General features: G+C 35.5%; 22 protein-coding genes and 1 tRNA gene. 10 read left to right on the top strand and 13 right to left on the bottom strand.

What is annotated here, in order from left to right:
• Positions 1-6: 6 nt before the first annotated feature.
• A complete protein-coding gene (locus B6D18_RS05600) occupies positions 7-1011 on the bottom strand; it encodes a LacI family DNA-binding transcriptional regulator (protein ID WP_086363550.1) in 1005 nt (334 codons plus the stop codon).
• Between the two features lie 204 nt (positions 1012-1215).
• Between B6D18_RS05600 and B6D18_RS05595 the strand changes: the two genes are divergently transcribed.
• Both B6D18_RS05595 and cysE read left to right on the top strand, forming a co-directional pair.
• A complete protein-coding gene (locus B6D18_RS05595) occupies positions 1216-2448 on the top strand; it encodes an oligosaccharide MFS transporter (RefSeq protein WP_158092526.1) in 1233 nt (410 codons plus the stop codon).
• Between the two features lie 181 nt (positions 2449-2629).
• The gene (gene cysE / locus B6D18_RS05590) at positions 2630-3391 is read left to right on the top strand and encodes a serine O-acetyltransferase (protein ID WP_086363563.1); all 762 of its coding nucleotides are present in this window, start codon (positions 2630-2632) and stop codon (positions 3389-3391) included.
• 59 nt (positions 3392-3450) lie between these two features.
• On the opposite strand, the gene B6D18_RS05585 is transcribed toward cysE, so the two are convergent.
• The 6 genes from B6D18_RS05585 to B6D18_RS05560 form a co-directional block, all read right to left on the bottom strand.
• Positions 3451-4287, bottom strand: coding sequence for a mechanosensitive ion channel domain-containing protein (locus B6D18_RS05585; protein ID WP_086363548.1), 837 nt, complete (start codon positions 4285-4287; stop codon positions 3451-3453).
• Between the two features lie 60 nt (positions 4288-4347).
• Positions 4348-4935, bottom strand: coding sequence for a nucleoid occlusion factor SlmA (gene slmA / locus B6D18_RS05580; protein WP_254048622.1), 588 nt, complete (start codon positions 4933-4935; stop codon positions 4348-4350).
• A 2-nt stretch (positions 4936-4937) separates the two neighbouring features.
• The gene (gene dut, locus B6D18_RS05575) at positions 4938-5396 is read right to left on the bottom strand and encodes a dUTP diphosphatase (protein WP_086363546.1); all 459 of its coding nucleotides are present in this window, start codon (positions 5394-5396) and stop codon (positions 4938-4940) included.
• Positions 5380-6606, bottom strand: a complete 1227-nt coding sequence (gene coaBC, locus B6D18_RS05570; protein ID WP_173795309.1) for a bifunctional phosphopantothenoylcysteine decarboxylase/phosphopantothenate--cysteine ligase CoaBC — start codon at positions 6604-6606, stop codon at positions 5380-5382. The genes dut and coaBC overlap by 17 nt, the downstream gene beginning before the upstream one ends.
• 53 nt (positions 6607-6659) lie before the next feature.
• The gene (gene recN / locus B6D18_RS05565) at positions 6660-8321 is read right to left on the bottom strand and encodes a DNA repair protein RecN (RefSeq protein ID WP_086363544.1); all 1662 of its coding nucleotides are present in this window, start codon (positions 8319-8321) and stop codon (positions 6660-6662) included.
• Between the two features lie 295 nt (positions 8322-8616).
• Positions 8617-9969, bottom strand: coding sequence for an Nramp family divalent metal transporter (locus B6D18_RS05560; RefSeq protein ID WP_086363543.1), 1353 nt, complete (start codon positions 9967-9969; stop codon positions 8617-8619).
• Positions 9970-10316: 347 nt separating this feature from the next.
• Between B6D18_RS05560 and B6D18_RS05555 the strand changes: the two genes are divergently transcribed.
• From B6D18_RS05555 to metF, 3 genes are all read left to right on the top strand, one after another.
• Positions 10317-10868, top strand: a complete 552-nt coding sequence (locus B6D18_RS05555) for a DUF1440 domain-containing protein (protein WP_086363542.1) — start codon at positions 10317-10319, stop codon at positions 10866-10868.
• Between the two features lie 640 nt (positions 10869-11508).
• On the top strand, positions 11509-13782 hold the full coding sequence (metE, locus tag B6D18_RS05550; protein ID WP_086363541.1) for a 5-methyltetrahydropteroyltriglutamate--homocysteine S-methyltransferase: 2274 nt from the start codon (positions 11509-11511) through the stop codon (positions 13780-13782).
• 110 nt (positions 13783-13892) lie between these two features.
• A complete protein-coding gene (metF, locus tag B6D18_RS05545; protein ID WP_086363540.1) occupies positions 13893-14768 on the top strand; it encodes a methylenetetrahydrofolate reductase [NAD(P)H] in 876 nt (291 codons plus the stop codon).
• A gap of 41 nt (positions 14769-14809) precedes the next feature.
• Here metF and B6D18_RS05540 read toward each other — a convergent pair.
• Positions 14810-14886 (bottom strand) — tRNA-Met (locus tag B6D18_RS05540).
• A 220-nt stretch (positions 14887-15106) separates the two neighbouring features.
• On the opposite strand from B6D18_RS05540, the gene B6D18_RS05535 reads away from it, so the two are divergent.
• Complete coding sequence (locus tag B6D18_RS05535; RefSeq protein ID WP_086363539.1) at positions 15107-15526, top strand: GFA family protein; 420 nt, start codon at positions 15107-15109, stop codon at positions 15524-15526.
• Between the two features lie 60 nt (positions 15527-15586).
• On the opposite strand, the gene carB is transcribed toward B6D18_RS05535, so the two are convergent.
• Together carB and carA are read right to left on the bottom strand one after the other, a co-directional pair.
• Complete coding sequence (carB, locus tag B6D18_RS05530) at positions 15587-18802, bottom strand: carbamoyl-phosphate synthase large subunit (RefSeq protein ID WP_086363538.1); 3216 nt, start codon at positions 18800-18802, stop codon at positions 15587-15589.
• Position 18803: 1 nt separating this feature from the next.
• The gene (carA, locus tag B6D18_RS05525; RefSeq protein WP_086363537.1) at positions 18804-19964 is read right to left on the bottom strand and encodes a glutamine-hydrolyzing carbamoyl-phosphate synthase small subunit; all 1161 of its coding nucleotides are present in this window, start codon (positions 19962-19964) and stop codon (positions 18804-18806) included.
• 269 nt (positions 19965-20233) lie between these two features.
• Here carA and argF point away from each other — a divergent pair, with 269 nt between their 5' ends.
• Positions 20234-21241, top strand: a complete 1008-nt coding sequence (gene argF / locus B6D18_RS05520) for an ornithine carbamoyltransferase (RefSeq protein WP_086363536.1) — start codon at positions 20234-20236, stop codon at positions 21239-21241.
• A 97-nt stretch (positions 21242-21338) separates the two neighbouring features.
• Positions 21339-21836 (top strand): phosphatidylglycerophosphatase A, encoded by a 498-nt coding sequence (locus B6D18_RS05515; protein WP_086363535.1) that lies wholly within the window; start codon positions 21339-21341, stop codon positions 21834-21836.
• A 64-nt stretch (positions 21837-21900) separates the two neighbouring features.
• Here the strand turns inward: B6D18_RS05515 and nadK are convergent, their stop codons facing one another.
• The gene (gene nadK / locus B6D18_RS05510; protein ID WP_086358329.1) at positions 21901-22779 is read right to left on the bottom strand and encodes an NAD(+) kinase; all 879 of its coding nucleotides are present in this window, start codon (positions 22777-22779) and stop codon (positions 21901-21903) included.
• A 154-nt stretch (positions 22780-22933) separates the two neighbouring features.
• Here nadK and grpE point away from each other — a divergent pair, with 154 nt between their 5' ends.
• A complete protein-coding gene (grpE, locus tag B6D18_RS05505; RefSeq protein WP_086363534.1) occupies positions 22934-23518 on the top strand; it encodes a nucleotide exchange factor GrpE in 585 nt (194 codons plus the stop codon).
• A gap of 46 nt (positions 23519-23564) precedes the next feature.
• On the opposite strand, the gene def is transcribed toward grpE, so the two are convergent.
• Positions 23565-24077, bottom strand: a complete 513-nt coding sequence (gene def / locus B6D18_RS05500) for a peptide deformylase (protein WP_086363533.1) — start codon at positions 24075-24077, stop codon at positions 23565-23567.
• 158 nt (positions 24078-24235) lie between these two features.
• Between def and dprA the strand changes: the two genes are divergently transcribed.
• Complete coding sequence (gene dprA / locus B6D18_RS05495; protein ID WP_158092525.1) at positions 24236-25336, top strand: DNA-processing protein DprA; 1101 nt, start codon at positions 24236-24238, stop codon at positions 25334-25336.
• Between the two features lie 100 nt (positions 25337-25436).
• Here the strand turns inward: dprA and rraA are convergent, their stop codons facing one another.
• Entirely contained in the window at positions 25437-25928 is a 492-nt protein-coding gene (rraA, locus tag B6D18_RS05490) for a ribonuclease E activity regulator RraA (protein ID WP_086363531.1), read from the bottom strand.
• Positions 25929-26013 lie beyond the last annotated feature (85 nt).

Here is a 26013-nt window from a genome sequence, read left to right as displayed (position 1 = left end):
TTTACTCTAGATAGATTCTCGTGCTAAATAAGGCGATGGGATATGCGTAACATTTTTTTCGCTTAGGCCATTAATGATATGTAAGGCAGCAGCTTGTCCTATTTCGTAATGAGGTAATTGCACGGTAGTTAGTGCAGGATAAAAAAGCTCACCAGTACCAACCATATTATCATAGCCAAGAACGGCGATATCCTTCGGTATATGAAACCCTTTGCTAAGTAAAAATTGATATGCAACAAAAGCGATGCGGTCATTACCGCAGATCAATACATCAAAATCAGGTTTTTTAATACAATGTTTTGCTAAGATCTCTACCGTCATCATATACTCTAACGCAAGATTATCTGGGGATATAGACGTATGATAGCTTTTGATATCCGCTAAATCATTACCTGCATCTAGCCATGCTTGTTCAACCGCTTTACGTCTAATTTTACCGGCTAAGGTATTTTCTGATAAATAGATGCAGAGTGGTTTTTTATAGCCTTTGTTGATCACGTTTTGCATAGCTTGATACTGACCAGAATAATCATCAGGAATGTAACAAGCAAGTTGTTCTGAATCACTAATACAATTGGCTAAAACTAGATTCTTACCTAATAGTTTTTCAGGTAGTTGAACTTTTCTTAATCCCATTGTGGTATAAATAATACCATTAGGTCGATAAGATAAAAGCGTATTAATCGCATGATCAGCATCTTTATCATCAAATAAATTGACGATAAATGTATTCCAACCATGTTGCTGTGCCGTTTTTTCTATTGCCTGAAGTAATTCAACTGAAAATGGTGTCGTTGCCGTTTCTAAGGCCAACACGCCAATAGCATGTGGCCCTGAATTATCACCTCGAATTTTACGTGCTGATAAGTCAGGCACATAATTTAATTCTTCAATAGCTTTCTTCACTTTTTTATAAGTTTGTTTATTTAATTTTTCAGGATTATTGATCGCTCGAGACACTGTCATTAATGAAACAGATGCCAGTTTAGCCACATCCTTTAGTGAAGCCATAGTTGGATCCTTTTACTCAGCATAAAAACAATTAATATTTAGTTAGTGTGATGATACCACAAATAAAAATGATAAAAAGTGTGAGGAAAGTAACATTTATGAAATCTGATTCTATCTATTTTATTTCAATTATGGCCATAATGTTAACATTAACATGTTAACGTTAAACTAACCAATAGAAGAGAATGAAAAATGAATATAGATATGATAAAAAATAAAAATTATTGGTTCTCATCAGGCTATCTTATTACCTTTTATGCTGCATGGTCGCTTTGGTGGTCTTTTTATGCGATTTGGCTTAAAAGCAAAATTGGATTATCTGGAGAACAACTAGGGGTTGTGTATGCAGCTAATTCGGCTGCAGCCATGTTTTTTATGATCTTTTACGGTATCATTCAAGATAAATTACAGATAGGAAAAGCGGTTGTTACTTTTCAAAGTATCATGATGATACTGATTGGCCCTTTTTTGATTTATGTTTATGAACCCCTATTAAGACAGGATTTTATATTAGGTGTTTGTATCGGCGCACCGGTATTAAGTGCAGGCTTTATATCGGGAAGTGCCTTAATTGACTCATTTATCGAGCGGATAAGTCGTTTATGTAACTTTGAATTTGGCCCAGCAAGATTTTGGGGCTCATTTGGCTATGCTGCTGCCACTTTTGTTGCCGGTATTTCATTTGGCATTGATCCACATATTAACTTTTGGCTCGCTTCTGGCGTCGCAGCTATCTATTTCATCATCAATTTATTTTTTAAACCTACACAAAAACTATCGGTAAGCAATAACACACCGCAAATAATAGTACCGAAGCCAAATATTCCAACAATCAGTGAAATATTTTCACTTTTTGCTCTTCGTAAATTTTGGCTATTTGTTGTCTTTATTATCGGTACTTTCAGTTTTTATACCATTTATGATCAGCAGCTATTCCCGAATTTTTACACCAGCTTTTTCGAAAAAGAGGAAACCGGTTATAAAATTTATGGTTATTTAAATTCATTCCAAGTTTTTCTTGAAGCAAGTTGTATGATTATTGCTCCTTATTTTATTAATAAATTAGGAGCTAAAAAATCACTATTAGTGGCGGCATTAGTTATGATTTGTCGAATTGGTTTATCAGCAAGCTTAGATAATGTCTACCTAATCTCTTTAGTCAAACTATTTCATGCAATTGAAATTCCACTGTTTATTTTAGCAATGTTCAAATATATTGTAGCTAATTTTGATGCCAGACTTTCAGCAACACTTTATTTGGTTGGCTTTAATATTTCATCAAATTTAGGGGTTATTGTGTTGTCAAAACCTGTAGGTAAATTATTTGATAATCATGGCTATTCAACCACTTTTTATATACTTGCTAGTATCGTACTAATTATTTCATGCATCGCAATATTTACTTTAACTGACAATAAACAAGCAAATAATCAATAACAATTTGATAATTGAATAAAAATGGGAACAGTCGGTTCCCATTTCAAAAATTATCAGCGGTTTTTCTATTAAAGCTTGCGTCTATCCATTGTTTGCGAAACAATACCGAATATTATGACTAATGTTTAAATCCATATAGGTATTTGGCGTGAATACAAGCAAAAAAATTGTTAAACCAGCTATGTTGTGGCAAACAATTCGACAAGAAGCATCAAAGCTGGTTGAAAGTGAACCAATGTTAGCGAGTTATTTCCATGCAACATTACTTAATCATGAAAATCTAGGTAGTGCCTTAAGTTACATTTTAGCCAATAAACTTGCCACCCAAGTTGTACCTGCAATTGAAATCCGCGAGATAGCCAGACAAGCTTATCAGGCTGATGATAATATTATACATGCCGCCATTACCGATATTCTTGCTGTGTACGTTCGTGATCCAGCCACGAATTACTATTCAACGCCATTGCTCTATTATAAAGGTTTTCTCTCATTACAAGCTTATCGAATTGCACACTGGCTTTGGAAACAAGATCGTAAATCATTAGCAACCTTCTTACAGAGTCAAATTGCCATTGTTTTTGGTGTTGATATCCATCCGGCAGCCAAAATTGGTTGTGGTGTTATGTTTGACCATGCTACAGGTATTGTCATTGGTGAAACGGTAGTGATTGAAAATGATGTCTCTATCCTACAATCAGTTACTTTAGGAGGCACCGGTAAAGAAAATGGCGATCGTCATCCGAAAATTCGTGAAGGCGTCATGATTGGTGCTCATTCGACAATTTTAGGGAATATTGAAATTGGCAAAGGCGCTAAAATTGGTGCCGGTTCAGTTGTTTTAGAGCCAGTACCAGAACATACTACTGTAGCAGGTGTGCCAGCTAAAATCGTTGGTTGCCCTGACTGTGATAAACCAGCATTAAATATGGATCAAGATATCTAACTAAAAAAAGAAGTGTTGTATTCCGTTGTGAATCAACAACGGAATACAATAGTTGAAAATTATGATTGAGAGTTTACATTCACATCCATAGTTGGATATGGAATGTTGATACCATTTTCAGTTAAGCCATTTTTAATATTTTCAAGCAGTTCAGCTTTTACTGCCCCATAATTGGCATTGAGAGTCCAAACTAAAACATTAAAATTCATCGATGAAGCATCCAATAAATCCAAACGAATAGTTGCATTTTTACTGGTTAAGATATTATTCGTTTTATTCACTGCTTGATTTAAAACTTGATAAACCTTTTGAATATCTGAATTATAACTAACATTAACAACTAAATCTAAACGCCTTTCCGGTAAACGGGTATAGTTAATAATATTGGCACTAACCACTTGCCCATTTGGAATCACAACAACTTCATTAGTTGGTGTAACAATAGTCGTTGAAAAAATTTGAATAGAATCAATCATCCCTCTTTGGTTATTAATAACCACTGTCTCACCGACTTTGAAAGGACGAAAAATAATTAAAATCACTCCAGCAGCAAAATTTGACAAAGATCCTTGTAAGGCTAAACCGACAGCTAAACCAGCGGCACCAATCACGGCAACAATTGATGCAGTTTGCACACCAAGTTGTCCCAACACAGCAACGAAAGTCATCACCATAATAGAGTAATAGGATAAAGAGCTAACAAATTTAACTACGGTTGGGTCAACATGACGATTAGTTAATATTCTTCTTAGTTGACGAGCAACAAATTTAGCAATAGTTCGGCCAATAAGAAAAATAAGAATGGCAGAACAAAAATGAGCAATATAACTAAATACTACACCATCATATTTTTCTATAAAGAATAGAATCTGACTGGTTATATTTTCAGAATTCATAAAATTATCCTCTGTAATAATAACAGAAATAGTTAAAACAATAATTGTTATTGAGTCGAATTAAACTAGCTGTTTTGCTAATAAAGCCCAACGGGTTTCAAAGTTTGTTGTAGGTAGATACTTAAAACCTGAACGAGAATAACGTGCCATCATTCCTTCGCAAAATGCAAGCAATTGACTAGCTAAAATACGTTCATCAGTAATAAAAGCAATACCTTCGCGAATTTTTCTTTCTCGTATGACTTGCTTTATCTGAGTTTCGATTCGTTCAAATAATTGACTAATTCGATCTTGTAATTGTTCTTGTTCAAACATTAAGGCATGCCCAGTCATGATACGAGTCAGGCCGGGATTTTTTTCAGAAAAGCCAAGTATTAAGGCTAAAATAAGTTTCAGTCGAGCAAAGGTATTTGGTTCATCTTGCATAATCACATTAATACGAGAAAGCAAAATATCTTCAATATAAACAATTAAGCTCTCAAACATTTTCGTCTTACTAGGAAAATGTCGATACAATGCTGCTTCAGAAACACCAACCGTTGCGGCTAACTTAGCTGTTGTTATTCGTTGCGTACCTTCATTAGATTCAAGCATAGCTGCCAATGCTTGCAGGATATCTTCTTTACGATTTTTATTTTTGCTACTCACGATTATTTCTTACCTGAATGCCCAAATCCACCTTCACCGCGTGTTGATTCAACAAATTCATCAACAATATTAAATTCTGCTTGTACCACAGGCACAATAATTAATTGCGCAATACGATCACCAGCTTCAATAACAAATGGAGTTTGGCTACGGTTCCAAACGGGTACAAATAGTTGGCCTTGATAATCAGAATCAATTAAACCAACTAAATTACCAAGAACAATACCATTTTTTGAACCAAGTCCTGAACGAGGTAACACTAATGCAGCTAAGCTAGGATCAGCAATATGCATAGATAAACCAGTTGGAGTTAAAATCGTTTCGCCTGGTTTGATCTCGGTAGTTTTATCAAACATTGCTCTTAAATCGATACCAGCTGAACCTTCGGTTGCATAAGTTGGCAGTGGAAACTCATTACCTAAACGTTTATCTAATACTTTAATATCAATTTTTCTTTTCATCATGACTCGCTTTATATCGTGTTATAACTGCTTGAAGTAACTGTTTTGCTAATTGTTGTTTACTGCTTAATGGTAACGTTTGTTCGCCATTTTGCCAATAAAGGGTTAATGCATTTTGGTCAGAGTTAAAACCTATATTATGGTCTGACACATCATTAGCACAAATTAAATCTAAATTTTTTGTGGTCAATTTTTTAAGAGCATAGGTCTTTACATCATTCGTTTCAGCGGCAAAACCAACGACAAATGGACGGTGTTCTTTTAATCCAGCAATGCTGGCAACAATATCCGGATTTTTAACTAATTTAATCACAAGTTCATTGCTATCATCAGTTTTTTTAATTTTATTTTTAGCAATAGTCTCAGCTCGATAATCGGCAACAGCCGCACAAGAGATAAAAATCGCAGATTTTTTCGCCAAAACCAATGCTTCATCATACATCTGTTTAGCACTTTTTACATTAATGCGATTAACATTATTAGGTGTTGCTAAATTAACTGGACCACTAATTAAATTTACTGTTGCCCCCATTTCGGCTGCCGCTTTCGCAATGGCAAAGCCCATTTTACCAGAACTATAATTACTGATATAACGAACTGGATCAAGCTCTTCAATGGTAGGGCCTGCAGTGATGGTAATGGTGGTTTCAGCTAGTTCAGAATTAGCTAAAAAATAGTTATTAATATTTTCAACGATAGTTGTCGGTTCAACCATGCGACCAGGACCAATGTCACCACACGCTTGAAAACCATCATCTGGACCTAAAATTAATGTATTGCGTGATTCTAATGTCGCTAAATTTTGCTGCGTTGCGGCAGCTTTATACATCTGTTGATTCATCGCTGGAGCGATGACAATTTTGGCTGGCGTTGCAAGGCAAATCGTCGATAGCAGGTCATCAGCAATACCATTTGCCATTTTAGCAATGATATTCGCTGTAGCCGGAGCAATTAACACTAAATCAGCCCATTTAGCTAATTCAATATGGCTCATTGAGAGTTCAGCAGTAGGATCGAATAACTCTTTTGAAACAGCATTACCAGACACCGCTTGTAAAGTCATTGGTGCGACAAAATGGCTAGCGGACTCGGTCAACACAACTCGTACTTGTGCACCAGCCTTTTTTAAATGGCGGACAAGATCTGGACATTTATAAGCAGCAATGCCACCTGTTATGCCTAATAAAATATTTTTACCAGATAAGCTCATAATTCTAGCTATCCTCAGTCCAAAATTAAAGTCGTTATATTACCATAATTAAATTAGATAATAAGTAACTCTTTCGCATTGGCTAATGTCGCATCTGTAATTTTATCGCCGCCCAATAACCTAGCTAACTCATTTAAGCGACCATTTTTATCTAATCTTTGCATATCAGTCGCTGTCTGTTTACCATTTGTTTGTTTACTTACAAAGTAATGTTGATTAGCTTGACCCGCTACTTGTGGCAAATGTGTCACAGTAATAACTTGAGTTGATTCACCAAGTTGTCTTAATAACTGTCCCACCTTAGCGGCAGTAGGTCCGCTAATACCAACATCAATTTCATCAAAAATCAGTGCCGGTGTATCCATTTTTTGCGCTGTTAAAACTTGTATAGCCAAAGCAATACGAGATAATTCACCGCCAGATGCGACTTTTGCTAAAGGTTGTGCAATTTGTCCTGCATTGGTACTAACTAAAAAGGACACCTGATCTGCACCATCTTCATTCAAGCGGTTTTCATCGAATGTTATATCAATACTGAAATTACCATTTGGCATAGATAGTTCATGCATAGTAGCCGATACTTTTTTAGCTAGTGTTTTGCTAGCTGTTAAGCGTTTTTGGTGTAATTTAGTTGCTAATTCTACAGCAATTTGTTGATATTTTTTGATCTGCTCTTTTAACTGTTCACCTTGTTCATCTTGCTGATTAATCTGTTTAAATTCATTAAGTAAACTCTGATGTAATTCAGGTAATGCTTCCGGTGACACATGGTGCTTACGTGCCAAAGCAATCTGTTTCGATAAGCGTTGTTCAAGTTGCATCACTCTTGCCGGATCCAACTCTAAACTTTCACTATAATGACGTAATTCATAGCAAGCTTCTTTAATTTGAATAGTAGCTTCTTCTAGCATTGCTGAAACATTATTTAAAGATGGATCTAGTGCAGCTAAATCATTAATAATATGTTTAACACTATTAAGCATATTACTCACATTGTACTCATCAGCTTCGTCGAGTAACATCATCGATTGTTGACTAAGACTAATTAGCTGTTCACTATTGGCTAACTTTTTATATTCTTCATCAATTTGTTGATATTCCCCTTCAATCGGCGAAAATTCATTTAACTCTTTTAACTGATATTGCAATAACTGAACATGTGCATCACGCTCTTGTTTTGAGGATTGATATTGTTGATAAGCTTGGCTAGCCGTTTTCCATTGCTTATAGGCCTGTTGCATTTGCGATAATAAGTTCGGTTCATGCATATAGTGATTAAGTAATATTTGTTGATAATCACTTTTTAACAAACGCTGATGTTCATGTTGGCCATGAATTTGAATTAGCATTTGTCCTAAATCTTTTAATTGTGAAATTGGTACCGCTCGCCCATTAATAAATGCTTTAGAACGCCCATCTTGATTGATGACTCGTCGTAAAATACAGTCATTACCTTCATCAAGTTGATTTTCAGTTAACCATGCATATGCCGCTGGTGTGTCATCAAGGATAAAACTAGCTGAAATATCTACTCGTTCTGCACCATTACGAATGGCAGAGGCATCTGAACGATTACCTAAACATAGTCCTAAAGCATCAATCGCAATCGATTTACCGGCCCCAGTTTCCCCTGTAATTGCGGTCATCCCTGTTGTAAAATCAACTAACAACTGATCGACAATAGCAAAATTATTAATAGTAAGTTGAGTTATCATAATAATTAAATAAACACATGCAGCTGATTAAAATTAGTACGAGTATACCAACAAAAACACTGTAAATAAATACAGCTTTTTAAATAAAATTACGATTTAATTTTATTATTTTAACTAGAATTACGTTGCTATCTTGATTTTACCTTACTTGCAAAACTGATTCTTTCGCTTAATAATTAAGCAAATCGATAAAAGGGCGTCGTCAATTGATAAGAAAAAAATAAACCATTGATAACAACTGAATCAATGGTTTTGACCAATCATTAGTTTATATATAAGTTGATGTTATAGTTAGTTAATATAATGAACTAATCACTTCATAAATTAGTTGTAAATTTAATATCACTAACGAAATAGTTGCTATCCAGCCTAAAATAGTAGTTAACTTACGGTTAACAAACTCCTGCATAATTTTTTTATTTGAAGTGACCCAAATTAAAGGCACCATGGATATCGGTAAAGCGATGCTCAAAAATACTTGAGTATAAATTAATAAATTTTCGACAATATTTTCTCTATCTCCCCAAATATAAATACATAAAATAACCGGAGTCACCGCCAATCCACGACTAACTATTCGTCTTGCCCAAAGAGGAATCGATAAATTGATAAATCCCTCCATAACGATTTGCCCTGTCAATGTACCCGTAATTGTTGCATTTTGACCGGATGCCAGTAATGCCACAGCAAATAAAGTAGCCATAACTGAACTCGCTACTGGCCCCACCATATGAGGGTCTTTCAAAGCATCATAAAGTTGGGTAAATCGACCAAGATCATCAGGATTATTACCATAAAAAAGGGCGGCACCAAGAATCAATAATAGACAATTGATGATGAACGAAAAGGATAACTGTATATTGGAATCAATGGTGGCATATTTAATTGCATCTTTTAGACTAGTTCGATTCTTTCTGTCATATTTTCTGGTTTGAACGATAGAAGAGTGTAGATATAAATTATGTGGCATAACAGTTGCACCAACAATGCCCAGCGCAATAACCAATGCTGAATCATGGCCTTTGATTGAGGCAGTAAAAATATCTGACCGAGGAATAAAACCATTTATAATGTCACTGAATTCTGGAGATGCCCTTAACACTTCATAAGTGAAGATAATAAATATTGTCGCAATTAAACAAAAAACGATAGCTTCTATTTTTCTAAAACCAAACCGCATTAGAATTAACAAAATAATCACATCAAATACCGTTAATAAAACCCCAATTAATAATGGAATATCAAATAATAGGTTTAAGGCAACAGCACTACCAATTACTTCGGCAATTTCTGTGGCAATAATAGCTAATTCAGTGGATATCCATAAACAAAAAGCCATTTTCCTACCAACCATCGATTTAGTTGCTTGAGCAAGATCCATGCCTGTAACGATGCCTATTTTTACACACATCGCTTGTAACAACATGGCTATCAGGCTAGAAATTAATATTACTGATAGTAGTAAATAACTATAAAGAGCTCCACCTTGAATTGAGGTTATCCAATTCCCAGGATCCATATAACCAACAGCAACTAAAGCCCCTGGTCCAGAAAAAGCCCACAGTTTGCGAAAAAAACCAGCATTGGGGTTGGGAATATGAACCGTATTATTAATCTCTTCAAGACTTACTGTAGATATTTTTAACATAATTAAAACCTCTAAATGGATATATCGGCATTATACATGATAATGAGAATCATTATCAATTAATAGCGACTTATTTACGGTTCTTTTTAAAAATTATGATGATAATATGTATTATTTACATTTAAACATGTATATTATTTATTCAAGATTAGTTTATATAGGTATGTCTATACCTATTATGACTGATTAAAGATACCTAAGTCCATCCCAAATCGTTATCACAAATCTAAACAATAGCGTTTTAGGTAATCTAGTATTTTATAAAACAATCAGCAGTTTTAAGTGGCAGTAAAATTATTGGGTATTCTCATTTGAAAATCTATTAATCATAGTAAGGAATAAGTCACATGTTTGGAAATAAAACAAATCGTCAAATTATCATTTGGACAACAATTATTGGTGGTTTTATAAGTTCATTAGTAAAGTGGGGATCTGAAGTTAATATGCCTCCTCGAGTTCCTGGTGAAATTTCACCACCAGCGGCACATATTGATGCTTGGCTTGGTTGGTTAGGCATCAATTCTCACTCGCTTGATTATATTTACCAAGGAACCAATGTTTTGGGTGCAGTTACCCTTTATCACTGGTTATTCAGTTTCGCTTTTGCTTTTGTTTATGTATTTATTGCTTATTTTTGGAATAAAATCCGACTTTGGTATGGGGCATTTTATGGACTAATTATTACCGTTGTCATGCACGGATTTTTAATTCCTTTATTCGGTTTCCGCCATCCGGCTTACGCTCCAGAAGGAACAATTGGTTGGTTATGGAATTTAAATGGCTATGAATTATGGAGTGAAATTTTAGGCCATATTTATTGGGGTGTTTCTATCGAGATCTGTATGATTGCAGTACTAGCGCACTTTTCCAGACCAATCCGAGGCGAATGGCGAAAGTAAATATTGTTTACTTCCCTTCTATCCCAATCAAGATAGGAGGGTTTTGAATTTTGACTATATATATTAATTATTAATCATTTTGTAAAATATTTAGATTAATCTTCTCTACTCTTTCCGCCTTTATATCACTAAGTTGTCGCTTAACCCTGTGTGATTGACGAGCTTCCTTTGTCTTTTCCACCATGAAATTATTTAGCGGAATAAAAATAATAACCGCAGACAATAAGCCAACTGCAAGATAATCAAACCAATGTTTACGTGACTTAAACAGGCAATATAGAATATTGACATTACAGTTAAAAAAAGAAAAAAACGATAATAAAAAAGTTCAAAATCGACTGAGCAGTCACAACACCAAGATGGTCATTGCCTAATGATGGACAGATCAATATAAGTTCAAGAGAGTAAATTAAATAAAGAATAATACACATAGTAACTATTATTGATCATGAACTGAAATTTCTTATTATCCTTTATGTAGTTAGCAAATAAATATATTTAATTTATGTAAAAATGCTAGATTATATTGTTATAGTTAAAAACTATATTAATCCATAAAAAACTATAATTATTCAATAGCAATTTTTTTTGTTATCTTTTTATCTACTAAAGAACTGCGATGAAATGAAAGGAAAATAAAATGAATACTGCTGTTATTGGATATCCACGTGTTGGTAAGCTTCGTGAATTAAAATTTGCTACCGAAGCTTATTTTAAAGGAAACAAAACTCAAGCTGAACTATTAAGTGAAGCAAAAGCGCTACGTGCAGAACATTTAAATCAACAAGCTGCTCAAAAAATAGCATTTATATCATCAAATGACTTCTCATTTTATGATGCAGTTCTCGACACAGCATGTTTACTAAATGTTGTACCAAAACGTTATCAAGATTTAGGTTTACCTGAACTCGATCGTTATTTTGCTATGGCTCGTGGTTATCAAGGCGATAAAGGTGATGTTCGCGCATTAGCTATGAAAAAATGGTTCAATACCAATTATCACTATCTTGTTCCTGAAATCGAAGATTCACTAGAAATAAAAATTGCCAGTAGCAAACCATTTGATGAATACCAAGAAGCAAAAGAACTCGGCATTCAAACTAAACCTGTTGTCATTGGTGCTTTAACCTTTTTCAAATTAGCTCAATACTTAGGTAGTAAGCAATTAGTTGATTTTAAAGCTGATATTATTAAAGCTTATCAAGAAATCATTCAAAAATTCACTGATCTTGGCGCTGATTGGATTCAAATTGACGAACCAATTTTAGTGACTGATCTTACTCAACAAGATATCGAGTTATTTAACGAAATTTATCAAGCTATTTTATCTGTTAAAGGTAAAACTAAAGTCGTATTACAAACTTATTTTGGTGATGTACGTGACTGTTATAAAGAACTTGTTGCATTACCTTTTGATGGTGTTGGTCTTGATTTTGTTGAAGGTAAACAAACTTTAGCCTTACTTGAAAATAATGGCTTCCCTGCTGAAAAAGTATTATTTGCAGGTGTCGTTAATGGTAAAAATATTTGGAAAAATGATTACAAAAAAACTTTAACTTTATTAGCTAAAATTAAACAAAAAGCTGCAAACGTTGTGGTGAATACTTCATGCTCATTATTGCATGTACCTTATACATTACAAAATGAGACTAAATTAACTATTCAACAACGTGCTTATTTTGCTTTCGCTCAGGAAAAACTACAAGAGCTTGCTGAATTAGGCCAATTACTTAATGAAGCAAATCCAGATAATAATGCCGCTTATAAAGCGAACCAAACACTCTTTACCCGTGAGCGTGAAGGAGCTAACCAAGTAGTTCGTCATAAAGTAGCAGCATTAAAAGAGTCTGATTTTACTCGTTTACCTGAGTTTTCAGTGCGTGAAGCTGAGCAGAAAAAAGCCTTTAATCTGCCATTATTACCGACTACAACAATTGGTTCATTCCCACAAACCCCAGATGTTCGTTTAAATCGAGCTAAATTTAAAAAGGGTGAAATTTGTTTAAATGAATATACCGAATTTAATAAACAAAAAATTGCTGAATGTATCAAACTGCAAGAAGAGATCGGTATTGATGTATTAGTTCACGGTGAATTTGAACGTAATGACATGGTGGAATACTTCGGTGAAAGCTTAAACGGATTCGTATTTACTGAAAAAGCGTGGGTACAATCTTATGGTACTCGTTGCGTTAAGCCACCAATTGTTTGGGGTGATATTTCTCGTTCAAAACCAATTACTGTTGAATATTCAAAATATGCGCAAAGTTTAACTGATAAACCAGTTAAAGGCATGTTAACGGGCCCTGTGACTATCTTAAACTGGTCATTCCCACGTGAAGATATCTCACAAAAAGAATCGGTATTCCAAATTGGTTTAGCGATCAGTGATGAAGTATTAGATCTTGAAGCGGCTGGTATAAAAGTCATTCAAATTGATGAAGCAGCATTAAAAGAAAAATTACCATTACGTAAAGCTGATTGGAATAGTGAATATCTAGATTGGGCAATTCCAGCATTTAGATTGGTTCACAGCAAAGTACAAGCTGATACACAAATTCATACTCATATGTGTTATAGCGAATTTGCTGACATCATCAAAGATATCGATGCGATGGATGCTGATGTTATTTCATTTGAAGCATCACGCTCAAATCTTCAATTAATTGATGTACTTAAAGCTAATAACTTCAAAACAGAAGTTGGACCTGGTGTGTATGACATCCACTCACCACGCGTACCACCAGTTGCTGAAATCAAAGCAACTATTGAAAAATTATTAGCTAAAATTGATAACCAAAAATTGTGGATTAATCCAGACTGTGGTTTAAAAACTCGAGGTGAAAAAGAAGTAGTTGAAAGCTTAGAACACCTAGTTCAAGCAACCTTAGAAGTGAGAAAGACACTTAATTAACACTGTTTTTTATAAAGTTAATTAGCTTTGTCTGTCTTAATTACCGCCGCCTTTATAGGCGGCGGTAATGTCAGTAGAGTAAAAAAAGATAGCAAGAATGGATGGTATCAATGAAAACAAATTTATTATTTAACCAAAAAACAGTATTTTCCTTTGAGGTTTTTCCACCTAAAAAAACGTCACCATTAGAGACAATTTATAGCACATTACGCGAATTAGGTTATTTTAAACCTGACTTTATTAGTGTCACTTATGGTGCTGGTGGTAGCTTAAATGGCCAAACTACAATTGATATTGCACATGCGGTTAAACATACTTATGGTATTGAAAGTGTCGCACATTTACCGGGGATCAACTTCGACAAAACCGAAATGCTAAAAATTCTTCACGACCTCAAATGTGCCGGAATTGATAATGTATTAGCATTACGTGGTGATATCAGTCCCAATGTAGCACCAAAAGATGATTTTCGTTTTGCTAGCGAATTAGTCACCTTTATTAAAGAAAATGGTGATTTTAATGTTATTGGCGCATGCTATCCAGAAGGGCATCTTGAAGCAGCGACACTTAAACAAGATTTAATCCATCTTAAAGAAAAAGTAAATGCCGGTACCGATCAGCTAATTTCACAACTATTTTTTGATAATGATTATTTTTATGCTTTTTTAGATAAAGCACATGACATGGATATTAATGTACCAATTGAAGCAGGTATTATGCCAGTTACCAATAAAAATCAGATTGAACGAATGGTTTCAATGTGTGGCGTAAATTTACCTAAAAAGTTCAAACAGATGATGGAAAAATACGAACATCACCCTGATGCATTTCGTGATGCAGGTATTGCTTATGCTATCGATCAGATTGTTGATTTAGTCTCACAAAATGTTGATGGTATCCATTTATACACAATGAACAATAGTTACATTGCTAGACGTATTAGCGAAGCGGTATCAACATTACTTGCTGTGCCAAAATCTGCATAATGATTAGTAATAAATAAAAGTGGGGAAAGATTTGGAGAAATTGGTTGCGGGGGCTGGATTTGAACCAACGACCTTCGGGTTATGAGCCCGACGAGCTACCAAGCTGCTCCACCCCGCGTCAAAGAGGTGCTTATATTATATCAATAAAATAATAAAGCAATACCTTACTAGTCTAAGTGTCCTTTTTTTACACATTCCTTAACAAATAAAGACAATTTATATACTAGATGGTATACACTCCTCAATATTTTTTACAACCAAACTTATTCTAGTTGATTATTCATTATGCTAATATTTAACCGATCAGCTAAAATCATTAATTGGAAAAAGGAAAAAATATGTCTACTCAATATCATGGATCTTGTTTATGCGGAAAAGTAAAATTAACGGTTCCGTTTGCTAATACCCATTTAAGTGCATGTCATTGCCAAACTTGCCGTAAATGGAGTGCTGGGCCATTAATGACATTAGCACATAGTGGCGATATAACGATAGAAGGGCAAGAGAACATTAGTCATTTTAATTCATCACAATGGGCAGAAAGAACATTTTGCAAAGAGTGTGGTTCACATCTTTATTATCGTTTAAAAGATACACAAAATTACTATTTTGCACCTTGGATCTTTGATGATATTAAAGATTTAGAATTTACTGCAGAAGTGTTTATCGATAAGAAACCAATTTGCTATGCTTTCGCTAATCCTACTCACAAACTAACCGAAGCAGATATTTTAGCAATGGCTGAAGGAAAGGCTTAAAAAATAAATTATAATTTAATCTATTTATAAAAAAAGACGAGCTATAGCTCGTCTTTTTGTTTATTGATAAAGTGCCTGTAACGGTATCACACTATCAGCAGGATCGTAATCCAAAGCTGCTGTCGTAGCATAAGCTGCATTCATAGTCGTATCGTAATGAACTTTATATTGGATAGCACTACGGCGTAGGATTTTAGATGCTTCAATAGCTGCACGACCTGAGGTTGTGTTAAGAATATAACTGTACTCGCCATTTTTAATATGATCATGGATATTTGGCCGACCTTCATTCTCTTTTTTAACGATTTGACAGCTGATACCAGCTTGTTGTAATAGTTTGGCCGTACCCAAGGTTGCATCAATCGTAAAACCATGCGCAATTAAACGTTTAGCTACTTCTAATAGTCTTGATTTATCTTGTTCACGAACTGAAAGTAATGCTTTACCCGATTTTTTCATGTTAGATAAACTACCAAGTTGTGCTTTAGCAAAAGCTTCGGCAAACGTTTTACCAATTCCCATGACTTCACCGGTTGAGCGCATTTCTGGACCTAAAATAGGATCGACACCGCTAAACTTATTAAATGGTAATACCACTTCTTTAACAGAGTAATAAGGAGGCAGCACTTCTTTAGTCACATTCTGTTGTGCCAGCGATTTCCCTGTCATCACCCGAGCTGCAATTTTGGCCAATGGTAACCCGGTAGCTTTCGAGACAAAAGGTACCGTTCGTGCAGCCCGAGGATTAATTTCAATCAGATAAACTTGATTATCTTTTACTGCAAACTGTCCATTCATTAAACCTTTTACGTTTAGCTCGAATGCTAACTGTTTAGCTTGTTTACGCAGTTCAGCTAGAATTTCAGGACTTAATGTATAAGTTGGTAGCGAACAAGCGGAATCACCAGAGTGAATACCAGCTTGTTCAATATGTTCCATAATGCCACCAATAATAATTTGTTCACCATCAGCAATGACATCAATATCCACCTCGATTGCATCATCTAAAAAGTGATCAAGTAGTACAGGCGCATTATTTGACTCACTCACCGCAGTTTTAAAATAACGGCGTAAATCTTGTTCATTGTAAACAATTTCCATTGCGCGTCCGCCTAATACGTAAGAAGGACGAACCACTAATGGATAACCAATTTGCTCAGCTTTAATCACTGCTTCATCGAGATCGGTGACAGTAGCATTTACGGGTTGTTTTAACTGCAACTTATCAACGATAGCTTGGAAACGTTTGCGATCTTCTGCTTTATCAATGGCATCAGGCGAAGTACCAATAATCGGTACGCCGGCTTGTTCAAGTGCTCGGGCAAGTTTAAGCGGCGTTTGACCGCCATACTGTACGATTACCCCATCAGGTTTTTCAACATGAGCTATTTCAAGTACATCCTCAAGAGTAACTGGTTCAAAATACAGACGATCCGAAGTATCGTAATCGGTTGAAACAGTTTCTGGATTACAGTTTACCATAATGGTTTCAAAACCATCTTCACGTAAAGCCAATGCAGCATGCACACAGCAGTAATCAAATTCAATGCCTTGACCAATTCGATTAGGCCCACCGCCCAAAATCATAATCTTTTTACGATTAAATTGTGGTTGTGCTTCACACTCTTGTTCATATGTTGAGTAAAGATAGGCTGTATCGGTTGAAAATTCAGCAGCACAAGTATCTACTCGTTTATAAACTGAGTGAATATCATATTGCCAACGTAGATCTCGCACTGTTTGTTCTTGGCAGCCTAGGAGTTTGGCGATACGAAGATCCGAAAATCCTTTACGCTTAAGCTGCCATAATGCCTCTTGATCAAGATCTTCAATCATTTGCTGTTTTAAGCGATTTTCTATTTGGACTAACTCTTCAATTTGCACTAAGAACCAACGATCAATATGGGTTAATAAAAAGATTTCATCTAGCGTGAAACCAGCACGAAACGCATCAGCTAGATACCAAATACGCTCACTACCAGCTTCCTGTAATTCATAACAAATTTTAGTTAGATTCTTTTCATCACTATAATCATCGATTTTTTCGTCCAACCCACTGGCGCCAACTTCTAGACCTCGCAGTGCTTTTTGCATGGATTCTTGGAATGTTCGGCCAATGGCCATCACTTCACCAACTGATTTCATTTGAGTAGTTAAGCGATCATTACAGCCAGCAAATTTTTCAAAATTAAACCGTGGGATCTTAGTTACAACATAATCGATAGCAGGTTCGAAAGAAGCAGGTGTTTTTCCACCAGTAATATCATTGCAGAGTTCATCAAGTGTATAGCCAACCGCTAATTTAGCCGCGATCTTAGCAATAGGAAAACCAGTTGCTTTAGATGCTAATGCTGAAGAACGAGATACCCGAGGATTCATTTCTATCACAATTAATCGGCCTGTTTTTGGATCAACCGAAAATTGAACATTTGAACCACCAGTTTCAACGCCAATCTCACGTAATACCGCAATTGAGGCATTACGCATAATTTGATACTCTTTATCTGTTAAGGTTTGTGCCGGTGCAACCGTGATTGAGTCGCCAGTATGGATCCCCATAGGATCGAAATTTTCAATCGAACAAACAATAATACAATTATCGTTTTTATCCCGCACAACCTCCATTTCATACTCTTTCCATCCAATCAATGATTCATCAATAAGTAATTCATTAGTCGGTGATAAATCAAGTCCTCGAGTACATATTTCCTCAAATTCTTCTTGATTGTACGCTATACCTCCACCGGTTCCCCCCATTGTAAAAGAAGGACGAATAATACAAGGAAAGCCGACTTGTTCTAATACCGCATAAGCTTCTGTTAATGAGTGAGCAATACCTGAACGAGCTGTATCAAGACCAATTTTTTTCATTGCCTGATCAAAGCGTTTGCGATCTTCCGCTTTATCAATCGCATCGGCAGTAGCACCAATCATTTCAACATTAAACTCTTTTAATACACCCTGTTTTTCAAGCTCTAATGCACAATTTAATGCCGTTTGCCCGCCCATTGTCGGTAAAATGGCATCAGGTCGCTCTTTCTCGATAATTTTGCGCACACATGTCCAGTGGATAGGTTCAATATAGGTAGCATCAGCCATTTCTGAATCGGTCATAATGGTTGCGGGATTCGAGTTAACTAAAATGACTCGATAGCCCTCTTCACGTAATGCTTTACATGCCTGAGCACCGGAATAATCAAATTCACAAGCTTGACCGATAACTATTGGGCCAGCGCCAATAATTAGAATACTTTTAATATCTGTTCGCTTAGCCATGTTATTGCTCCTGCTTATAAATTTTAATTAATTCAATAAAGTGATCGAAAAGTGGCGCAGCATCATGAGGCCCCGGACTTGCCTCTGGATGGCCCTGAAAACTAAATGCTGGTTTTTGATTGTGATGAATACCTTGTAACGAACCATCGAATAACGATTTATGTGTAGCTCGTAAATAATTAGGTAAGGTATTTTCATCGACAGCAAAACCATGATTTTGCGCTGTAATCATTACTCTATTATTTTCCAGATCTTTAACTGGATGGTTGCCACCATGGTGACCAAATTTCATTTTGATAGTTTTAGCACCACAGGCTAGCGCTAACAATTGGTGTCCCAAACAGATACCAAAAACAGGAATATCGGTAGTCAGAAACTGCTTAATCGCGTCAATAGCATAAGTACAAGGCGCCGGATCTCCTGGGCCATTTGATAAAAAGATACCATCCGGATTTAATGCCAGCACTTCATCTGCTGGCGTTTTAGCGGGAACAACAGTTAACTTACATCCACGCGCAACTAACATCCTTAAAATATTTTGTTTAACACCAAAGTCATAAGCAACAACATGGTAAGGTAGTTCACTTTCTGCTTTTGGGATTGGATGCTCTTGTTGAGTTGTCCATATACTGCTGGTCCATGTATAACTTTTACTGCACGTCACATCTTGAGCCAGATCTAAACCACTTAAACCCTTATAATCTACTGCCTGTTGTTTAGCATTTTCTACATTATCAAGTAAGGTCTGTTTATCATTTGCGGTAATAATCACGCCATGTTGTGCCCCTTTTTCACGTAAAATACGTGTTAAACGACGTGTATCAATATCTGCTATTGCAATCACATTATGTTTTTTTAAATAACTTGAAAGATCCATCTCGCTGCGATAATTACTTGCGATTAATGGTAAATCTCGAATAATCAATCCTTTTGCATAAACTTGCGTTGATTCGGCATCAGCACTATTGGTACCAACATTACCAATATGCGGATACGTTAATGTCACTATTTGTTCACAATATGAAGGATCAGTAAGAATTTCTTGATACCCTGTCATAGAAGTATTAAATACAACTTCACCAACAGTTTGGCCATCAGCACCAATTGATTTACCAATAAATTGTGAACCATCTTGTAAAATAAGGAGGGCATAAGTTTGCATGATTAAACGACCTTTTGATTAAATAATCAATAATTATGAATAAAAATTCAATTAATTGTTTTCTAAAGAGACAATATTTGGCCATTTTATTACAATTTTTTAAACAAAAAAAGCGATATTATAAAAAATAATTAAACAATAAAATCTAATTTTTTAGACTATTCCATAATTTAACACCAATATCACATAAATATGAGATGTTTAACTTGAAATTGCATAATTATTCAAATAAAATCTTAATAATTTTTTACGGCTATTAGGAGCTCTGTATGCACGGTTTTTATCAACGTCATTTTTTACGTTTACTTGACTTTACTCCAGCAGAAATCAATCAATTGATTAATCTAGCTATTGAATTAAAAAAGGCCAAAAAACAAGGTACCGAAAAACAACATTTAGTCGGTAAAAATATTGCGCTTATTTTTGAAAAAGACTCAACTCGCACTCGCTGTGCATTTGAAGTTGGCGCATTTGATCAAGGTGCACAAGTTACCTATTTAGGGCCAAGTGGCAGCCAAATCGGACACAAAGAATCAATTGCGGATACAGCTCGAGTATTAGGCAGAATGTATGATGGCATTGAATACCGTGGCTATGGGCAAGAAATTGTTGAAACCTTAGCTAAATATTCTGGTGTTCCGGTTTGGAATGGTTTAACCACTGAAGCACATCCAACTCAAATTTTAGCTGATTTTATGACCATGCAAGAACATATTGGTGAACGAGCATTAAGCAGTGTTAAATTTGCTTATTTAGGTGATGCCCGTAATAACATGGGTAACTCATTAATGGAAGGTGCTGCACTTATGGGCATGGAAATTCGTTTAGTGGCTCCTAAAGCTTGTCAGCCAGAAGCAGAATTGGTACAAAAATGCCAAGAAATAGCTAAAACGACTGGCGCAAAAATCATTTTAACGCAAGACGTTGCTGATGGTGTTAAAGATGTGGATTTTCTATATACCGATGTTTGGGTATCGATGGGCGAACCAAAAGAAGTTTGGGACGAAAGAGTCAAATTATTAACGCCATATCAAGTAAATCAAGATGTCATCAATTTAACTGGTAATCCAGAAGTCAAATTTATGCACTGTTTACCGGCGTTTCATGATATGAATACCACTGTTGGTAAACAAATGGCAGCTCAGTATGGTTTAAAAAATGGTTTAGAAGTCACTGATGAAGTCTTTGAATCTAAACATAGCATCGTTTTTGATGAAGCTGAAAACCGCTTGCATACGATTAAAGCTGTAATGGTTGCAACGTTAGCTAAAGACTAATAATATATTTGATTATCATCATTGCTTGCTTAACTTAGCTAAGCAACTTTTTGCCGACCTAATGTCGGCATAATTTTATCAAAAGATTTTTATCATAATGACTAAAAAACAGCGCAATAAAGATTTTAAAAAGTACCTTAAACTAACGAATCCCATTCATTTTTTAGCTGTTGGCTTAGGTAGTGGTTTATCGCCAATCATGCCGGGTACTATGGGATCATTAATGGCGATCCCATTATGGCTGTTATTCTACGGTTTAACGCCAACGTTATATTGGGTGTTTATTTTAGTAACCTTTATTTTTGGTTGTTTTGTTTGCCAAAAAACTTCAGATGATACTCATACTCATGATTCAGGCCATATTGTCTGGGATGAATTTGTCGGTATGTGGATGACTTTATTTTTTATTCCACAGATTTCGATTTTATGGGTAACGATTGCTTTTGTTGCATTTAGAATCTTTGATATGGCCAAACCTTGGCCAATCCGTTGGTTTGATAAACGCGTACCAGGTGGATTTGGCATTATGGTTGATGATGTGATCGCGGCAATCTTCTCATCATTATCGGTTTATCTTTTAACCTTTATCATTTAAAGATAAATCTATCTTTAAATGATAATTTCAATATGAAAATAAGGGTTACTTAGTATAGCAACCCTTAAAACATTTTTTGTGACCAACCTAACTTACTCGATAAATTATTAAAATAATCATAGTCTTTAGTATGGATTAAATTAAATTCATAATTGGAGCGACGGATTATCACATCTTGGGTTGGCCTAACCGGTAAAATAATTTGGCTATCACAAGCAATATTAAGATCCAAAGCGGTAGTTGGAAATTTAAGATGAATAGGATCATCACTCTTAATCACTAAAGGTCTAACAGCCAAAGAGTGTGGAAACATTGGCGTAATAATTAACGCATCTAAATGTGGTGCCAGTATTGGCCCGCCAGCCGATAGTGAATAAGCGGTCGAACCAGTCGGCGTGGCAATAATTAAACCATCAGCACGTTGTGAGAAGGCATTACGCTCATTGATATACACATCATAATCAATCATATGCGCAACAGTATTGGGGGTAACCACAATTTCGTTTACCGCAAAACCAGAATTAATCAATTGACCATCACTATAGATAGATACTTCTAGTAAAAATCGTGAATCTTCGTCATATTCACCTTTAATAACCGGTGTTAATTGTTCGATGACATGGTCGTGAGAAATATCAGTTAAAAAACCTAAATTACCTCGATTTACCCCAATTACTTTGATTTTATAGTGTGATAAGTGACGCGCGGAACGTAACATATTGCCATCACCCCCCACCACAATGGCTAAATCTGCTTGTTCACCAATAGTATCGAGAGATGCATAGACATTGCTAGGTAATTTAATATATTGAGCTAATCGATCTTCTACTAAAACTTCAATACCTAAGTTAACTAGCCAGTCATAAAGTACCTGATGAGTTTCTATCGCCTCTAATTTACGTGGAATCCCAACCAAACCAATACATTTAAATGGTCTACCCATAAAATATCCTTGTTCATTTTTGACTTAAGTATCATTATTTTTTAGTTATCAATTAAAAAACACGATATCATCTTATCGTTAAACTTGTAATAATAAAATTTGTCCCCATAATAACTGTTATTCATTAAGTTTTCGACTAAATTTGGAGTACCGTATGACAGAACAAGAGAACAATATGTCAGAAAATGAAACAAACATTGAAACCCCAGCTGAGCAAAGTACTGAAGAGCAAACCCCATCACAACCAAGTGTTGAAGATCAGTTAAAGGCTAAAGATGCTCGCATTAGCGAACTTGAACAAGCACTGCAACTTGCTAAGAAAAACGAGAGTGAAGCAATGATTCGTGCTCGTGCTGAAATCGATAATGTACGCAAACGTGTTGAACAAGATGTTGATAAAGCACGTAAATTTGCTCTTGAAAAATTCTCAAATGAACTTTTACCGGTGATTGATAATCTTGAACGGGCATTAGAATCTACCGATAAAAATAATCCTGAACATAAAGCAACGGTAGAAGGATTAGAGTTAACACTTAAATCATTTTTAGATACGGTCAAAAAATTTGGTATTGAAGTTATCAATACAGCTGATTCACAGCTAAATCCTGATCTGCATCAAGCAATTAGTATGGTTGAATCACCAGAACATCAATCAGGACAAATTGTTAATACTATTCAAAAAGGCTATACACTTAATGGCCGATTAATTCGACCAGCAATGGTAATTGTAGCTAAATAAAGTTAGGCTATATAGTAAAAAACCGCCAAAATAGCTGGCGGTTTTTTTATCGATTTTTCTGCTCCTCACGAGTCAGTTTTTTCATCTTTTGTTCAATACGTTGTCGCTTTAATGGCGAGAGATAATCAACAAACAGTTTGCCTTTTAAATGATCCATTTCATGCTGAATACAGATGGCTAACAATTCATCAGCATCGATTTCGTAAGGATTACCATTACGATCTAATGCTTTAATCTTGATTTTTTCCGATCTAGGCACAAATCCACGGCAATCAGGTATCGATAAGCATCCTTCTTCAATGCCTGTTTCACCCTCTTGACTAATCACTTCTGGATTAATAATCACATAAAGTTGGCTTTTATCTTCTGACACGTCAATTACAATAATTTGCTCATGCACATCAACTTGCGTTGAGGCAAGCCCAATGCCATGTTCAGCGTACATGGTTTCAACCATATTATCGATAATTTCTTGTAGCTCAGGTGTAAAATTAGAGACAGGCTTAGCGACTGTGCGAAGACGTTCGTCTGGGAAACGTAATACCGGTAAAATAGCCATAAATTCTTCGATCTACTCCTCAATTTGGTGTTTTCTCAATTTCGTATACATTGTAAACATTTATTATGCCCATGAATAGCCTTAGTTGGCTATTGGTAAAATATATCTAATCAATTCTAGATATGGCGCTAGCTAACGATGTATATAAAAGGACTGTAATGAGTAAATATGAATTTTTATTGCGAATTTCAATGCTTGGCCATAAAAGAATGAGGTATTTTGAGAAAATAGGACTATATTTTAGCGCCGGTCTACCTAATAAAATAAATAATGTACCATTATTATTGGAAAAGATAGGCGTTTGCAAAACACTTCAAAGTCGTTTTTTTGCCATTTCCTATCTTCATTTTGAACCCATCCTTGATTGGTTAGCTACCCCTAACCCAGTTAAACATTTGATTGCTTACTGTGATTCAGATTATCCAACATTACTTAAACAAATCAGTTCACCACCGTTATTGCTATTTGTTATGGGTAATAAACAACTATTACATTCACCACAAATTGCGATGGTGGGTAGCCGCGAATTTAGTGAATATGGCGCACAGTGGGGGCGCTATTTTGCTAGCGAATTAGCCATTAATGGTTTAACCGTTACTAGTGGACTCGCTCTCGGTTTAGATGCCATTTGTCATCGTGGTGCACTAGAAGTATCCGGCAATACCATTGCTGTATTAGGTAGCGGTTTAGCTGAAATTACACCACGCGCCAATCTAAGATTGGCAAATGATATTTTAGTTCAAAATGGAGCACTCATTTCAGAATTCTGCCCTTTTGAAAAAGCAAGGCCAGTATACTTTCCTCGTCGTAATCGAATTATTAGTGGATTGAGCTTAGGGACATTTGTAGTTGAAGCTTCTGAGCAAAGTGGTTCTCTTATTACCGCGCGTTATGCACTTGAGCAGAATCGTGATGTTTTTGCTTTGCCGGGTGATATTGATAATCCAAATAGCCATGGAAGCCATTATTTAATTCAACAAGGCGCTTATCTGGTTACCAAACCAACCGATATTTTAGAACATTATAGTGGCTTTTTATCATCACTTAATCGACAGAATAATCATGAAAACAAAGAGAGTCATACCGTTTTATATCCAGAAATTTTTGCTGTTATTCATCATCAGCCTATTGCTGTTGATACAATCGCTACGCTAGTTGATTTACCCATTCCTGAGTTAACCATTAAATTATTAGATATGGAAATAGCTGGCTTAATTATCACCGTCACTGGAGGCTATATTCGTAACCGCACGATATAAAGTTATCGGAAAAAATTGAGGAACGGGGTTTTTCAACATAAAAAACCGCTGTAAAAATACTGCGGTTTCTTAAAAAGAATAACTAAAAAGAATAACCAAGTTATTTATCGTCTACTTCAAGTGCAATTTCAGATAAGATAATGCCTGTATTATCGGCATAAACAAAATCACCCGAGAAGAAAGTTACACTGCCAAAATTGACACGAATATCAACTTCACCAACACCTTGATCTTCTGCCCCGACAGGAATTGCGGCTAGTGCTTGAATACCAATTTCAGCATCAGCAAGATAATCAACTTGGCGCACTGCACCATAAACAATAATACCTTCCCATTGGTTTTGTAGGGCAATATCAATTAATTCGGCATCTATCAATGCTCGACGCACCGAACCACCGCCATCAATAACCAATACTTTCCCTGCACCATTGGATTGTAACACTTCGTACAAAATACCGTTATCTTCAAAACATTTTACGGTGACAACTTGGCCGGAAAACGAAGCCACACCACCAAAGTTACTAAATATTGGTTCGACAACGTTCACATCTTCAGGGTAGTAATCGCAAAGAATTGATGTATCAAATTCCATGGTCGAGTCTCCTTTTACTGTAATATTTATTCGATTCTAGTATAACGCTAACATGAAATAAAACGATAAAAATTTGGAATAAACG

The organism is Gilliamella sp. A7 (assembly GCF_002142015.1).
GTDB lineage: Bacteria > Pseudomonadota > Gammaproteobacteria > Enterobacterales > Orbaceae > Gilliamella > Gilliamella apis_A.
The sequence above is the reverse complement of the archived record's forward strand: the minus strand, read 5'-3'. Positions and strand labels throughout refer to the sequence as shown.

Bases quoted from the DNA above. Each gene is read 5' to 3' on its own strand.
- B6D18_RS05600 (WP_086363550.1), bottom strand. From the start codon at position 1,011: ATGGCTTCACTAAAGGATGTGGCTAAACTGGCATCTGTTTCATTAATG.
- B6D18_RS05595 (WP_158092526.1), top strand. From the start codon at position 1,216: ATGATAAAAAATAAAAATTATTGGTTCTCATCAGGCTATCTTATTACC.
- cysE (WP_086363563.1), top strand. From the start codon at position 2,630: ATGTTGTGGCAAACAATTCGACAAGAAGCATCAAAGCTGGTTGAAAGT.
- B6D18_RS05585 (WP_086363548.1), bottom strand. From the start codon at position 4,287: ATGAATTCTGAAAATATAACCAGTCAGATTCTATTCTTTATAGAAAAA.
- dut (WP_086363546.1), bottom strand. From the start codon at position 5,396: ATGAAAAGAAAAATTGATATTAAAGTATTAGATAAACGTTTAGGTAAT.
- coaBC (WP_173795309.1), bottom strand. From the start codon at position 6,606: ATGAGCTTATCTGGTAAAAATATTTTATTAGGCATAACAGGTGGCATT.
- recN (WP_086363544.1), bottom strand. From the start codon at position 8,321: ATGATAACTCAACTTACTATTAATAATTTTGCTATTGTCGATCAGTTG.
- B6D18_RS05560 (WP_086363543.1), bottom strand. From the start codon at position 9,969: ATGTTAAAAATATCTACAGTAAGTCTTGAAGAGATTAATAATACGGTT.
- B6D18_RS05555 (WP_086363542.1), top strand. From the start codon at position 10,317: ATGTTTGGAAATAAAACAAATCGTCAAATTATCATTTGGACAACAATT.
- metE (WP_086363541.1), top strand. From the start codon at position 11,509: ATGAATACTGCTGTTATTGGATATCCACGTGTTGGTAAGCTTCGTGAA.
- metF (WP_086363540.1), top strand. From the start codon at position 13,893: ATGAAAACAAATTTATTATTTAACCAAAAAACAGTATTTTCCTTTGAG.
- B6D18_RS05535 (WP_086363539.1), top strand. From the start codon at position 15,107: ATGTCTACTCAATATCATGGATCTTGTTTATGCGGAAAAGTAAAATTA.
- carB (WP_086363538.1), bottom strand. From the start codon at position 18,802: ATGGCTAAGCGAACAGATATTAAAAGTATTCTAATTATTGGCGCTGGC.
- carA (WP_086363537.1), bottom strand. From the start codon at position 19,964: ATGCAAACTTATGCCCTCCTTATTTTACAAGATGGTTCACAATTTATT.
- argF (WP_086363536.1), top strand. From the start codon at position 20,234: ATGCACGGTTTTTATCAACGTCATTTTTTACGTTTACTTGACTTTACT.
- B6D18_RS05515 (WP_086363535.1), top strand. From the start codon at position 21,339: ATGACTAAAAAACAGCGCAATAAAGATTTTAAAAAGTACCTTAAACTA.
- nadK (WP_086358329.1), bottom strand. From the start codon at position 22,779: ATGGGTAGACCATTTAAATGTATTGGTTTGGTTGGGATTCCACGTAAA.
- grpE (WP_086363534.1), top strand. From the start codon at position 22,934: ATGACAGAACAAGAGAACAATATGTCAGAAAATGAAACAAACATTGAA.
- def (WP_086363533.1), bottom strand. From the start codon at position 24,077: ATGGCTATTTTACCGGTATTACGTTTCCCAGACGAACGTCTTCGCACA.
- dprA (WP_158092525.1), top strand. From the start codon at position 24,236: ATGAGTAAATATGAATTTTTATTGCGAATTTCAATGCTTGGCCATAAA.
- rraA (WP_086363531.1), bottom strand. From the start codon at position 25,928: ATGGAATTTGATACATCAATTCTTTGCGATTACTACCCTGAAGATGTG.